The organism is Acinetobacter sp. 1424608, from assembly GCF_000588255.1.
Lineage (GTDB): Bacteria > Pseudomonadota > Gammaproteobacteria > Pseudomonadales > Moraxellaceae > Acinetobacter > Acinetobacter nosocomialis.
In genome coordinates this window covers 91,558-105,430 of sequence record NZ_JFXL01000006.1, presented here as the reverse complement: position 1 = coordinate 105,430, position 13,873 = coordinate 91,558, and the positions used below count along the sequence as shown (strand labels likewise).

Below are 13,873 nucleotides of genomic sequence, written 5' to 3'. Positions count from 1 at the left end.
TATTTCCCATAAAAAAGCCAGCCCAAAGGCTGGTTTTTTTAATCGTATATCAATTAGAAAATAAAGTCGGTATTCACAAACTTCGAATAGTGCTCAGACACCATAGAAGCCAGCATACCTTTACTGTCATCAGTCTGTTTAGCTGCAATCATAGAGCGGATCGAGAATGCACGAAGCGCATCATGCACAGACAGCGTACCTTCTGCAGAATCTTTACGACCGCCAAATGGGAATACATCAGGGCCACGCTGACATTGACAGTTGATGTTTACACGACAAACTTGATGTACCAGTGTATCGACCAAATGACCAATTTGCGCTGGGTCACTACCAAAAATACTCACCTGCTGACCATGATCAGAAGTAGTGACATAGTCCAATACAGTTTCAATATCATCATAAACAGCAACTGGTACCACTGGCCCAAACTGTTCTTCGCGATATAGTCTCATCCCCTCAGTCACTGGATAAACGACAGCTGGATAGAACATGGTTTTGTAGAATTCACCACCTTCCGGATTAACCACTTTAGCCCCTTTAGCTACAGCATCTTCAATCACTTCAGTCATGTAGGTAGTACGGTGCATACCCGGTAGCGGCGTAATAGAGACACCTTTTTCCCACGGCATACCTACTTTCAGTTTAGCCAGCTCAGTCGTTAAACGATTAACAAATTCATCGGCTATTGAGCGGTGTACCATCAGCATTTTCAAAGCCGTACAACGCTGACCATTGAATGACAATGCACCTAATAGACATTCTTTCACTGTCAGGTCTAAGTCAGCATCAGGCAAAATGATGGCTGCATTCTTCGCATCCAACCCCAAAATCGCACGCAGACGATGGGATTTTGGATGTTGCTTTTTCAAATGATCAGCCACTTTACTAGAACCAATGAGTGCCAGTACATTAATTTGCCCTGACGCTAATAAGTGAGGCACTACCAGAGAACCGGGTGCATAGATAGTATTGATTACGCCTTTTGGAAATGAATCTCGGAATGCCTCTAGCAATGGTTCAAATAGTAAAGTTCCAAATTGAGGTGGTTTAAAAATAATGGTATTACCCATTAGCATAGCTGGGATGAGGGTTGCGAAGGTTTCATTCAGTGGATAGTTGTATGGTCCCATACACAACACAACACCTAATGGAGTACGACGAATTTGACCAATAGTACCTTCAGCAATTACAAAGCGAGAGTTAGCATTATCCAGATCTTTTAAAGCATCAATGGTTTGACGCATATAGGTAATAGTACGATCAAACTCTTTCTCTGAGTCAGCCAAGCTCTTGCCAATTTCCCACATGATCAGCTTAATAATCAGATCTCGTTGCTCTACCATGCGCTGAATGAAATTTTGCATACATGCAATACGCTCACTAACCTTCATCATTGGCCATTCGCCGCGACCATTGTTGTAAGCCCGTACTGCCGCTTCCAGAGCTTCATCACTTTCTTTTTCGCCCATGACTGGATAACTACCAAGTTCAACTTGCTGTAGGCTACCGTCAGACTGCTGAATCCAGATTGGAGATAATGTTTTCTTGGTTGGACCAGCCCATAGCTTCAACTCACCGTCCACCAGTGAGACACGTTGATGAATTTGAGATGGCAGACGTACACTTTCAGGAATACTGTCCACTACTGGAAATTTATGCTGTAAATTATTTAACTGATTCATTCTTCTTAATACCTTATTCTTTGTATATCTTTTTATATCTACCGAGCTTTCACTGTAATCAGGTCTTATTCGGGTCAATACTACTATTATTATCAGTACTCACCTTGCTTGAACCGTAAATGCAAGGTGAATATCTTAAGGCTGTGATAGTTTCGATATTTTCTAGATGAATTTACCCCCGACACACACTATCAGTCACCCCTAGCTTCTGGATGACTTGTTCAATGATCTGTTCTGGTGTGAGAGCAATATCAATTGCTATTGCCTCATTCACATCAGGTTCTTCTAATGTATCTAGTTGAGTTTGTAACAACGATGGGTCAAAAAAATGACCAGATCTTTCTGCAAGTCTTTGCTGTAATAGTTCAAAAGAACCTTTTAGATATACAAACTTAACATTCTGGTCCTGCCCTCTTAAAATATCGCGATACATCCGCTTTAAAGATGAGCATGTAAACACAGCTGTTTCACCATCTCTTTGTTTTGTTTCAATTGCCTGACGAATGGCTTGCAACCATGGCAAGCGATCTTCATCAGTTAAAGGAATACCTTGGCTCATCTTGCTTTTATTTGCAGCGGAATGAAGCGTATCGCCATCAAGAAACTCACAAGCCAAACGCTCTGATAACAACTCACCAATGAGGGTTTTCCCTGTTCCACAGACACCCATAGCTATCACAATCATGGATTACCTACCTCTAATTACAAAACAGCGCTAAGCAACAATGTGAAAGACAAACCAAGTACTGAAATAATTGTTTCCAGTACAGACCAAGTCTTCAGTGTCTGCCCAACTGTCATTCCAAAATATTCTTTGATTAGCCAGAAACCAGCATCGTTTACATGCGAGAAAATTAATGATCCTGAACCTGTTGCTAATACTAAAAGTTCAGGTCTAACAACTACACCTGCCGCCGCCGCAATAGGTGCAACAATGCTACAAGCCGTAGCCATTGCAACAGTAGCCGATCCTGTCGCCAAGCGTATAAGAGCTGCAACAAGCCATCCTAGCAACAATGGTGAAAGGTTTGCTTTTAAAGCAGTAGATACAATTTCATTAGAAATTCCACTGTCTCTTAAAATACCGCCAAAACCGCCACCAGCACCAACAATCAACAAAATACCGGCAATTGAAGCCAAGCACCCACCACAGAACTTTTCGATTTGTTCACGGTTGAAACCCTGCATGGTGCCGAAAGTAATAAAGCTGACCAAAACAGCAATAAGTAATGCAATATCAGAAGTACCAATAAAGCGTAATAACTCATTTGGGAAAGTTTTTGGAGCAAAGAAAACATCTGCCCAACTACCAACTAGCATCAATGCAACTGGCAGCATGATCGTAAATAAGGTAATACCAAAACTTGGTAATTCACGTGTCTTGTTAGCATCTGCTTCAACAAACTGCTTTGCTAAAGGATTGTTTTCAGGCAATTTGACATATTTGTTGATCCATAATGCATACAATGGACCTGCAACAACCGCTGTCGGGACACCAACCAACAAACTGTACATAATGGTTTTACCGATGTCGGCGTGGTAAGCCTGCACCGCGAGCAAAGCTGCTGGATGTGGTGGAATCAACCCGTGTACGACCGATAAACCTGCAACCATAGGCAAACCTACAACCAACAATGATTTACCTGTGCGTTTAGCAATGTTGAAGGCAATTGGAATTAGAAGTACAAAACCGACTTCGAAAAATACTGGAAGCCCCACAATTAATGCAATGAACATCATGGCCCAGTGAATATGTTTTTCACCAAACCATTTAATTAAAGTAATTGCTATTCGTTCTGCACCACCTGACTCGGCCATCATCTTGCCAAGCATGGTTCCTAGCGCAATCACAATCGCAAGGTGACCTAATGTTTTACCGGTACCAGCCTCATATGATTTAACGATCCCATCCATTGGCATGCCAACTGCAAGAGCTAAACCGAGAGAAACAATAATAAGAACTAAAAAGGGGTAAATTCTAAACTTCGCGATCATAACAATCAAAGCAACAATCGCGATTAAAGTATAGATAAGCAACATGCCACCCTGAACGGTCTCCATGTGACACTTTCTCCTTGGAATAATGCTATCTAGGCATACTGCCCAAACGAAGCTCTTCAACCAGAGATATACTCATTGTTGAAGCACTCATTTTTTATATTTTGTATGACTGGCATCCGCCAGTCACCGCATCACAAAAAATCTAAAGCACCTAAAAGACACTTTAGATTTTCAAACCACAATTACTTTCGTAAAACTCACAACTGACTTGCAATTTGGGCTAAACGGGTAATTTCAGCCCAATCTTGTGCAGCGACAACAGGTTTAGGTGTTAACCATGACCCACCTACACACACGACATTAGGCTGCTTCAAGAAATCTGGAGCTGACTCCGCTGTAATTCCACCTGTAGGACAAAAACGTAAGTTTGGAAATGGTCCATAAAATGCTTTTAGCATCTCTACACCACCAGCCTGTTGAGCAGGGAAAAACTTCACAATGTCGTAACCCAATTCAATCGCTTGAATAAGATCACTCGGTGTCATTACCCCTGGTAAAAGAGGCAAGCCCGCATCTTGCGCAGCCAGATGCAACTCCTTAGTCAAACCCGGAGATACCCCGAATTTAGCGCCTGCTTTTTTAGCTTGAGCACAATGCTCAGGCTTAGTAATCGTTCCTACGCCCACCACAATGTCATCTGCTAACTGAGACGCTCGCTCAATAGCAGCCAAACCAGCAGCGGTACGTAAAGTAATTTCCAGTACTTTTACACCACCAGCATGCAACGCACGTGATACATGCTCACCTTGTTCAGCAGAATCAAAAGCCAACACTGGAATTACTGGGCCTAATTTGACAACATCTTCAATCTTGCTCATTACTTTGTAATTCCTTCGTCTCAAATATGCGCTTGTGGCTCTTCGCCAACAAGTGCACCAAACACAGATGCACCATGCTCAGCAGGCGCTGCTGCTGCACGGAATACACCAAATAATTCACGTCCAAAACCGACTTCGTTTTCAGCCTGATGTTCTGGCAATGCAACAGGGCGTGACTGCCAAGTTTGTTCATCTAACTCAATATCGAGTACGCCAGCTTCAGCATCAATGATTAACATATCTCCAGTTTGAACTTTTCCAATCGGACCGTTTAATAACGCTTCTGGAGACAAATGAATGACTGCCGGTACTTTGCCTGAAGCACCAGACATACGGCCATCAGTCACTAATGCAACATGGAAGCCTTGATCTTGTAAAACACCCAACACAGGCGTTAAACGGTGTAATTCAGGCATACCATTCGCACGAGCACCTTGGAAACGAACCACCGCAATAAAGTCTCGGTGTAATTCACCACGATCAAACGCCGCTTGTACCGCTTCTTGCGAGTCAAATACGATTGCTGGTGCTTTCACTTTACGGTGCTCTGGCGCAACCGCAGAAATTTTAATAACACCACGGCCAAGGCGACCTTGCATTAAGCGCAAGCCACCATCTGGCTGAAACGGCGCATCAATACTACGGAGTACTTTGTCATCAAGGCTTTGAACCACACCGTCAACCCAAGTGAGCTGACCGTCAATCAATTTCGGTTCTTTAGTGTAGTGCTGTAAACCTTTACCAGCGACTGTCGTCACATCGTTATGTAGTAAACCAGCCTCAAGTAAGTTACGAATAAGGAATGCCACCCCACCCGCTGCTTGGAAATGGTTTACATCGGCTTTACCATTTGGATAGATTTTTGCGAGCAATGGAACAACAGCAGACAACTCATCAAAGTCATCCCAGTCAATTAAGATGCCAGCCGCACGTGCAATCGCAATAAGATGTAAGGTATGGTTGGTTGAACCGCCTGTAGCCAGTAAAGCTACAATGCCATTGATAATGGCTTTTTCATCAATAACATGACCAATTGGCGTGTAGTTGCCTCGCTCAGCAGTTAAGTCAAGTACACGTTTAGCAGCTTCGGCAGTAAGCGCGTCACGTAGTGGTGTGTGAGGATGGACAAATGCAGCACTTGGCAAATGTAAACCCATCACTTCCATCAACATTTGGTTACTATTGGCAGTACCATAGAATGTACATGTACCCTGCCCATGATATGCAGCAGACTCAGCTTCAAGTAAGGCATCGCGACCTACTTGGCCTGTAGCGAATTGCTGGCGGATTTTAGCTTTATCATCATTCGATAAACCGCTGCTCATTGGACCTGCGGGTACAAAAATAGTTGGTAGATAACCAAACTGTAAAGCACCAATCAGCAAGCCTGGCACAATCTTATCGCATACCCCGAGACACAATGCAGCGTCAAACATATTATGAGAAAGTGCAATCGCTGTACTCATTGCAATTGTTTCACGTGAAAACAATGACAATTCCATACCGGCATTACCTTGAGTAATACCATCACACATTGCCGGTACACCACCAGCAAACTGTGCAACGCCGCCATTTTCGCGAGCAGCTGTTTTTATAATGTCAGGGAATGTTTTATATGGGGCATGTGCCGAAAGCATTTCATTATAAGAAGACACAATACCAATATTTGGTTCACGCCCCACTTTAATAATTAATTTTTCATTATCTTCCATGCCGGCAAATCCATGAGCCAGATTGGCACATGAAAGTGCTCCACGAGCTGGAAATTTGCCTTGAGCATGTTCAATACGTTGTAAATATGCAGAACGAGTTTTTTGGCTACGCGCAATTACACGTTCGGTAACTTTTGCCAATATTGGATTCGGCAAGTCCATGCTGGACGCTCCTGTACAACCGGATAAGCCGGAACAATAAAAATAGACCAAATGATATATTTCATCATCATTTGATAAGGGGGAGGAACAATATTATTAAGGCAAAAAGCGACATGCAAGCCCTAGAAAACTTTACGGTAATACCTGAGCATGAGTATTAAATACAAATTATGTTTAAGTTTTATACAAGAAGCTGGTTTTATTTTTGACTATATTTACCTATATATTAGCCACTAATAACTATGAGAAAATTCTCATAATATCAAAGCAATAAAATATCTTTATAAATGTATTAACATAGTTTTTTTATACTAAATTTTATAATAAAAATGTTTATGATTTATTCATTTTAACCTATATATAGACGATTAAATCTTAATTTCATTTACGTATATTATTTGTAATATATTCATCGAGCTTGATTAAAATAACAGCACTTCTTTTTCTTAAAAAATTTATACCAAATAGTTGAAAATTACATTAAATACAAATTTACTCTTCATAAATATATACAAAAAACTGTTTAATTCATCTACAAAAAATAAATGAATACAGTGGTTAAGCTTTATACTGAACAAATATTAGTTATAAAAAATTTAATGGTCGATAGTGCTTAAGTCTAATGGGCTAAAGTCTATCTTGGACAGAAAAACAACACATGTTAAAACATCACAACCTGCTCTTAGTGCATATTGCAATTAATGCCTTTTGATCAGGAAGTTAGGAAAACTATTTTTAAATCAGGACTTGGGTATTTCAACGTGGCTACATCAGTATTAGTTATTAATTGCGGTTCTTCATCTATCAAATACGCACTGGTTTCAGAGCGTCGTGAAGATCGTATTTATGGTTTAGCAGAAAACTTAGGGGCAGCTGATGCTCGTATTAAAGGAATTACAGTCGGTGGAGAACCGCTAGAGCTTTCAATTCCCTATGCTGACCACGCCAAAGCTTTAGAAACCTTACTTGCACGTCTTGCAAACTATAAACCTCAAGCAATCGGTCACCGTGTCGTACATGGTGGAAGTCTTACTAAAGCTGAATTACTCACCCCTGAAATTATAGAACGTATTCGTGCAGCTACGCCTCTTGCCCCGCTTCATAACCCTGCTCACTTAATTGGGATTGAAGCAACAATGCGCCTATTTCCTGAATTACCTCAAGTTGCCGTATTTGACACCGCATTCCACCAAACCATGCCTGCACATGCATACCGTTATGCAATTCCGAAATTTTTATATACAGACCATAACGTTCGCCGCTATGGCTTCCATGGCACAAGCCATGCTTATGTGTCTGACCGAGGCAGTGAACTGGCTGGAAATTTCCAAAAAGGTGGTTGGCTAACAGCACACTTGGGCAATGGTAGCTCGACTTGTGCAGTATGGAATGGACAAAGTGTTGATACTTCTATGGGCCTTACTCCGCTTGAAGGCGTTGTAATGGGAACCCGTAGTGGTGATGTCGACCCAAGCTTACACAGCTTCCTTGCAAAAAACCTTGGCTGGGACTTAGCGAGAATAGACAAAGTTTTAAATAACGAAAGTGGATTACTTGGCTTATCACAACTTTCTAACGATATGCGTACAGTGATTGAAGCTTCTGAAAACGGCAACGAGGATGCTCGCCTTGCAATAGAAGTATTTAGCTATCGCCTTGCAAAATCACTTGCTGCCTTAAGTTGTGGTTTACCAAGTATTGATGGTCTGATCTTCACAGGTGGTATCGGTGAAAACTCAGCTTATATTCGTGAAAAAACTCTAGCTTATTTACCTCACTTCGGTTTACAGCTCGATAAAGATCAAAATAACAACTTAAAACGTGGTACAGAAGGCCGTATCGATAGCGGTACAGGTCCACAAATTTGGGTAATTCCAACCGATGAAGAAGGCCGTATTGCCAAAGAAACTCGTCAGGTTGTAGACGTTTCACCAAATACATCTCCTGAAGTTAGCCTTGCTTAATTACAGAAGTCAAAGAACGTTATTCATTTATTTATAGGTTTATATGAATACAATTTTATTAATTCCTACAGGTGAAGGGGTTGGTCTAACCTCTGCCTGCTTAGGTATGATTTATGCACTTGATTGTAATGGGATTAAAGCAGGCTTTTTAAAACCATTTTCTCAGGTAGATCAAGAAAAATTAGACCGGACCACCTCTTTATTTGGCCACTTATTTCAAGGTAAAACCGTTCAATCCATTTCTCATGAAAAGCTAACCCAACGTATTGCGGCTGGCGAAGTAGATGAACTACTTGAAGAAGCGGGAAGTCTTCATCGTAGTATTTCAGAAGACAATAATGTGATTATTGTTGAAGGCTTATTGCCAAATGGGCAAGATCATTTTGCCAGTGAGCTGAATGCGAGCCTTGCTCAAGCCCTAGATGCAGAAGTAGTTTTGGTAAGTACAGCAGACATCCAAAACCCACGTAAAACAGCAGAGAAAGTTGAAGCACACTTACGGCAGTTTGGTGGTCCAACCTCTAATCGAACAGCGGGTGTACTCTTTATGCGTACACGTGGGTTATCTGAGGAAACAGCGCAAATACCTGTCGCATTTGATCCGTCACTACGCCCAACCGAAGACATCGCAAAATTTACGACAGAACTGCAAAAATACAATCGCTACTTTGGATCAAACGATTTACCAATTATTGGTTTAGTCCCATTTAGTAATACCTTAAGTGTACCTAGAACTTTAGACATCGCGAATGTGATTGATGGTCAATGGGTACATCAAGGCGAAGCGAAAACACGTCGTATTTTGCACTCAAGTTTAATTGCCTCAAGTATTGAATATGAACTTAATAAATTCATTGCAGGTGAGCTGATTATTAGTGCATCTGAACGTACCGATGTATTACTTGCAAGTAGTTTAGCAACTAGTAATGGTATTCCACTGGCAGGCTTGGTGTTGACTGAACGTGAAGCCCCTGCTCCTGAGCTTTTAGAGTTCTGCCAAAGTGCCATCAAACAAGGGTTGCCAATTTTACATACCCGTTTAAACACACTGGAAACAGCACAGCGTTTATCCGATTTTGGTAATGAAATTCCAACCGATGACACTGAGCGTGCCGAGCAAGTGACTCGTTTTGTTTCAAGTCATATCGATGTCGAATGGCTTAAACAACACAGTAATAATGGAGCAACACCACGTCTTTCTCCTTCTGCATTCCGTCACGAACTGGTACAAAAATCGATTGCAGCCAAAAAACGGATTGTTCTTCCAGAAGGCGATGAACCACGCACTATTGAAGCTGCTGCTATATGTCAGGCTCGTGGTATTGCGCATTGTATTTTGTTAGCAAAACCAGAGGCGGTACAAGACGTTGCAAAAGCACGCGGTATTGAATTACCAGCAGATTTGGAAATTATTGATCCGGACAGCATTCGTAATCAATATGTTGCACCTATGGTTGAACTCCGCAAAGGTAAACTCAACGAGTTACAAGCCAAAGATCAATTACAAGACACCGTAGTTCTTGGCACCATGATGCTGGCGCTAGATCATGTAGATGGTTTGGTTTCAGGTGCAGTTCACACCACGGCTAACACCGTGCGTCCTGCTTTTCAGCTGATTAAAACCGCACCTTCTTACTCTTTAGTTTCGTCCATATTCTTTATGCTTTTACCAGATGAAGTATATGTTTACGGTGACTGTGCAATTAACCCAGACCCTACAGCCGACCAACTTGCTGAAATTGCGATTCAGTCTGCTGACTCTGCAAAAGCGTTTGGAATTGACCCACGTATTGCCATGATCAGCTATTCAACTGGTACGTCTGGAACAGGTGCGGATGTTGAGAAAGTACAGCAAGCGACTCAAATTGCACAGCAACGCCGTCCTGATTTACTAATTGACGGTCCACTCCAATATGATGCAGCTTCCGTTGAAAGTGTCGGACGCCAAAAGGCACCGAATTCACCTGTAGCTGGCCGTGCCAATGTATTTATTTTCCCTGACTTAAATACAGGTAACACGACCTATAAAGCAGTACAACGTGCAGCAAATGTAGTCAGCGTTGGACCAATGCTGCAAGGTCTAAACAAGCCAGTCAATGACTTGTCTCGTGGTGCTTTAGTAGATGATATTGTCTTTACTATTGCCTTAACAGCAATTCAGGCAGAACAACAGGCTGCTGCGAAATAATTAATATCATTTAATCTTTTCTACCTCTCGCCATTTGATATCCGCTCAAATGGCTTTTTTTATTCTTAAATAACAACATTCCCTTTTGGTTATTCTTAGTTTTAAAACACTTAGCACTAGTCCTATTCGACTTTCGGTCAAAAGATCAACCAATCCCCCACAAGTTTGTGTTTTTGTCATATAATTTAGCCCGCTAGCTAACAGCCCGCTCAAGAGATTTTCTGGTATGACAACGATTATCAAACAAGATGACTTGATTACATCAATCAAGGACGCCCTACAGTTTATTTCGTACTATCACCCGCAAGACTTTATCCAAGCGATGAGCCGTGCTTATGATCGCGAAGAAAACAAAGCTGCAAAGGATGCAATTGCACAGATTTTAATTAACTCTCGCATGTGTGCGGAAGGTCATCGCCCAATTTGCCAAGATACTGGTATTGTTAACGTTTTCCTTGAAGTGGGCTTAGATGTTAAATTTGATTTAACTATGAGCTTAGACGATGCAGTAAACGAAGGTGTTCGCCAAGGCTACCTTGAAAACAGTAACGTTCTTCGTGCATCTGTACTTGCTGACCCTGCATTTGGTCGTAAAAATACAAAAGACAATACCCCTGCTGTTATTCACTACAAACTCGTCCCGGGTAACAAGGTAGATATTACTGTTGCTGCGAAAGGTGGTGGTTCAGAAAACAAATCTAAACTTGCAATGCTTAACCCATCTGACTCGATTGTTGACTGGGTACTTAAAACTGTTCCGACTATGGGTGCAGGCTGGTGTCCTCCTGGTATGCTCGGTATCGGTATTGGTGGTACTGCTGAAAAAGCCATGATGCTTGCGAAAGAAGCGCTCATGGAAGAAATCAACATGGACGAATTACTTCGCCGTGGACCAGAGAACAAAATCGAAGAACTTCGTATCGAAATCTTTGAAAAAGTAAATGCTCTGGGTATTGGTGCACAAGGTCTTGGCGGTTTAACGACTGTTCTTGATATTAAAATCAAAGATTATCCATGTCACGCTGCAGGCAAACCAGTCGGTATGATTCCTAACTGTGCTGCGACTCGTCATGCTCACTTCCAGCTTGATGGTTCAGGTGTAGCTCATATTCAAGCACCAAAACTTGAAGACTACCCTTCAGTAACTTGGGACTCTTCACAATCTAAGCGTGTAAATCTTGATACCATTACTCAAGAAGAAATGGATTCTTGGAAACCAGGTGACACATTACTTCTTAGCGGTACAATGTACACAGGTCGTGACGCTGCGCACAAACGTATGGTTGAAATGATCGACAATGGTGAAGAATTACCAGTTGATCTTAAAGGTAAATTTATTTACTACGTTGGCCCTGTTGATCCAGTGGGTGATGAAGTCGTTGGTCCTGCTGGTCCTACAACTGCAACACGTATGGACAAATTCACACGTAAAGTACTCGAGCATACTGGTTTATTCGGTATGATTGGTAAAGCTGACCGTGGTCCAGCAGCAATTGAAGCAATCAAAGACAATAAAGCAACTTACCTCATGGCAGTTGGTGGTGCGGCTTACCTCGTATCTAAAGCTGTTCGTGAAGCTGAAGTTGTAGCATTTGCAGACTTAGGTATGGAAGCAATCTACAAATTCGTAGTTGAAGACATGCCTGTATCTGTAGCAGTTGATGTAAACGGTACTTCAATTCACGCAGTGGCTCCAAAAATCTGGCAAGCGAAAATTGGTAAAATTCCAGTAATCGATGCCGCAGCAGGCTAATCAAGAAAAGCACCGAATTCGGTGCTTTTTTTATGCCTTATAATTTTTTTTGGAAATTGAAAAGAATTGTAACAATTGATTCACCAATCTGTTTTATAAAAAAAAAACCCCCCCCGCCATATATTGCATATAGGTCATTTCATGACTATCCGCCCTATTCTCAAAAATCTCTCAATCAGCCTCTGCCTAAGCTGTATTACGACAAGCTTATTTGCTTCTCCTGCCAAATTAAGTTCAGTCAAAGAACTCATGCAAATGAGCCAAATTGATTATTTACTGAAAGAATCAATTAATGAATTAACACCTTATTATGATCAACAAGCTGAGCAGATCATCACTAATATTACGGGCATCAAAACTTTAGGTGCGAAAGAAAAAGAGGCCGCGAAAAAATTAGGCTTACTTTTAAAAGATTCGAGTAACCAGCTCATTAGTAGCCCAAAAACTACGCAAGCCTTACAAGATATTTATTTAAAGACATATACTGAAGAAGAAGTTCAGGCAAATTTAAAGTTTTTAAAAACCCCAGAAGGCCAATCGATTACGCGTAAGAACGTACAGATTATGGGGCAAATTTCAGAATATATGATGGAGCTGGGACAACAAACTTTTAATGACCCTAAAGCACGTGACCATATGCAAGAAGAGATGCTTAAAATTATTGCGCCACTCATGAAAGATAAAGAAAAGTCTTAACTTTTCTTTATCTTTTGCAACCCATTACCACGTTAAAGGATTCCACAATTTAAATGGTTTAATCAGATGAACATCTGACTTTTCGTCATATTTGGCTGGTTTTAACTCTTGTGGTTTATGACGTATTTTTCCTGAAGCATCTTCAGCAACAAAATTATAGCTAGAAGATTTAAGCTCGGTAAATGCAATTTCTCTACGACCGATATTATCTTGCATTAACATAAACGGGCCAGTGTGTTCACCACGGTCCATTTTATTTTCTTCATCGTATTTTAAATAATAAGATGTTCCTGCATCGACCGTAATATCAATATATTTTGGCTCTTGGAAATGAATACCTAATAAAGGACGACTTGCAGAAATACGATAACTTCCTGCTGGCAGTTCAATCCAGTAATAGTGGTTATGCAATAAACTTGGAATTCGCTTGCCATTTACAAACAAATTGATGGCTGCAATTTCCTGACGGTTCCATTTAGTATCTGGCCGATACAGATAGACAACTGCCGCATGTTCATTTTGCGGTTTAATCGGTACAAATGTCTGACCTAGTTTCTGATTTACCCACCCACCCATGCTAAAGCCACCGACATGGTATTGATCAAACACCCCAGGTGCTTTATCTACATCAACTTTCGGTAAAGTCGCAGTCAGCTCACCTGAATTTTTTGCTAAGTGTGATGAACTTTGGCAACCTGCAAGTAATGCGGTACAACTTAATGCAATAATTAAATAACGCATGACATCCCTCAAAGCGTTTTCTTTTGATTTTTCTATATCGCAAAACTATGCGTATTTTGTTTTTTTAGATTAACACCACCTACGTGAATTGAAAAC

General features: G+C 41.2%; 10 protein-coding genes. 4 read left to right on the top strand and 6 right to left on the bottom strand.

Annotated elements, in window-relative coordinates; genetic code table 11:
* Window positions 1-53: 53 nt before the first annotated feature.
* The 5 genes from J678_RS12400 to edd all read right to left on the bottom strand — a co-directional run bounded on the left by J678_RS12400 (window position 54) and on the right by edd (window position 6,435).
* Window positions 54-1,682 (bottom strand): NADP-dependent glyceraldehyde-3-phosphate dehydrogenase, encoded by a 1,629-nt coding sequence (locus tag J678_RS12400; RefSeq protein ID WP_017393925.1) that lies wholly within the window; start codon window positions 1,680-1,682, stop codon window positions 54-56.
* Window positions 1,683-1,854: 172 nt separating this feature from the next.
* The gene (locus J678_RS12395) at window positions 1,855-2,367 is read right to left on the bottom strand and encodes a gluconokinase (RefSeq protein WP_004710666.1); all 513 of its coding nucleotides are present in this window, start codon (window positions 2,365-2,367) and stop codon (window positions 1,855-1,857) included.
* A 17-nt stretch (window positions 2,368-2,384) separates the two neighbouring features.
* Window positions 2,385-3,743, bottom strand: a complete 1,359-nt coding sequence (locus tag J678_RS12390; protein WP_002053229.1) for a gluconate:H+ symporter — start codon at window positions 3,741-3,743, stop codon at window positions 2,385-2,387.
* Window positions 3,744-3,940: 197 nt separating this feature from the next.
* Window positions 3,941-4,561 carry a bifunctional 4-hydroxy-2-oxoglutarate aldolase/2-dehydro-3-deoxy-phosphogluconate aldolase gene (gene eda / locus J678_RS12385; protein WP_017393926.1) on the bottom strand — a complete coding sequence of 207 codons (621 nt, stop codon included), beginning with the start codon at window positions 4,559-4,561 and terminating at the stop codon, window positions 3,941-3,943.
* A 20-nt stretch (window positions 4,562-4,581) separates the two neighbouring features.
* The gene (gene edd / locus J678_RS12380) at window positions 4,582-6,435 is read right to left on the bottom strand and encodes a phosphogluconate dehydratase (RefSeq protein WP_017393927.1); all 1,854 of its coding nucleotides are present in this window, start codon (window positions 6,433-6,435) and stop codon (window positions 4,582-4,584) included.
* Between the two features lie 761 nt (window positions 6,436-7,196).
* Here edd and J678_RS12375 point away from each other — a divergent pair.
* The 4 genes from J678_RS12375 to J678_RS12360 all read left to right on the top strand — a co-directional run bounded on the left by J678_RS12375 (window position 7,197) and on the right by J678_RS12360 (window position 13,036).
* A complete protein-coding gene (locus J678_RS12375) occupies window positions 7,197-8,399 on the top strand; it encodes an acetate/propionate family kinase (protein WP_017393928.1) in 1,203 nt (400 codons plus the stop codon).
* Window positions 8,400-8,442: 43 nt separating this feature from the next.
* On the top strand, window positions 8,443-10,587 hold the full coding sequence (gene pta / locus J678_RS12370; protein ID WP_032027329.1) for a phosphate acetyltransferase: 2,145 nt from the start codon (window positions 8,443-8,445) through the stop codon (window positions 10,585-10,587).
* A gap of 226 nt (window positions 10,588-10,813) precedes the next feature.
* On the top strand, window positions 10,814-12,340 hold the full coding sequence (locus tag J678_RS12365; RefSeq protein WP_002053445.1) for a fumarate hydratase: 1,527 nt from the start codon (window positions 10,814-10,816) through the stop codon (window positions 12,338-12,340).
* Window positions 12,341-12,481: 141 nt separating this feature from the next.
* On the top strand, window positions 12,482-13,036 hold the full coding sequence (locus tag J678_RS12360) for a DUF2059 domain-containing protein (RefSeq protein WP_002053362.1): 555 nt from the start codon (window positions 12,482-12,484) through the stop codon (window positions 13,034-13,036).
* 24 nt (window positions 13,037-13,060) lie between these two features.
* Here the strand turns inward: J678_RS12360 and J678_RS12355 are convergent, their stop codons facing one another.
* Window positions 13,061-13,777 carry a DUF2846 domain-containing protein gene (locus J678_RS12355; RefSeq protein WP_002053277.1) on the bottom strand — a complete coding sequence of 239 codons (717 nt, stop codon included), beginning with the start codon at window positions 13,775-13,777 and terminating at the stop codon, window positions 13,061-13,063.
* Window positions 13,778-13,873 lie beyond the last annotated feature (96 nt).

Coding starts and splice junctions, on each gene's coding strand:
- J678_RS12400 (WP_017393925.1), bottom strand. CDS start 1,682: ATGAATCAGTTAAATAATTTACAGCATAAATTTCCAGTAGTGGACAGT.
- J678_RS12395 (WP_004710666.1), bottom strand. CDS start 2,367: ATGATTGTGATAGCTATGGGTGTCTGTGGAACAGGGAAAACCCTCATT.
- J678_RS12390 (WP_002053229.1), bottom strand. CDS start 3,743: ATGGAGACCGTTCAGGGTGGCATGTTGCTTATCTATACTTTAATCGCG.
- eda (WP_017393926.1), bottom strand. CDS start 4,561: ATGAGCAAGATTGAAGATGTTGTCAAATTAGGCCCAGTAATTCCAGTG.
- edd (WP_017393927.1), bottom strand. CDS start 6,435: ATGGACTTGCCGAATCCAATATTGGCAAAAGTTACCGAACGTGTAATT.
- pta (WP_032027329.1), top strand. CDS start 8,443: ATGAATACAATTTTATTAATTCCTACAGGTGAAGGGGTTGGTCTAACC.
- J678_RS12365 (WP_002053445.1), top strand. CDS start 10,814: ATGACAACGATTATCAAACAAGATGACTTGATTACATCAATCAAGGAC.
- J678_RS12360 (WP_002053362.1), top strand. CDS start 12,482: ATGACTATCCGCCCTATTCTCAAAAATCTCTCAATCAGCCTCTGCCTA.
- J678_RS12355 (WP_002053277.1), bottom strand. CDS start 13,777: ATGCGTTATTTAATTATTGCATTAAGTTGTACCGCATTACTTGCAGGT.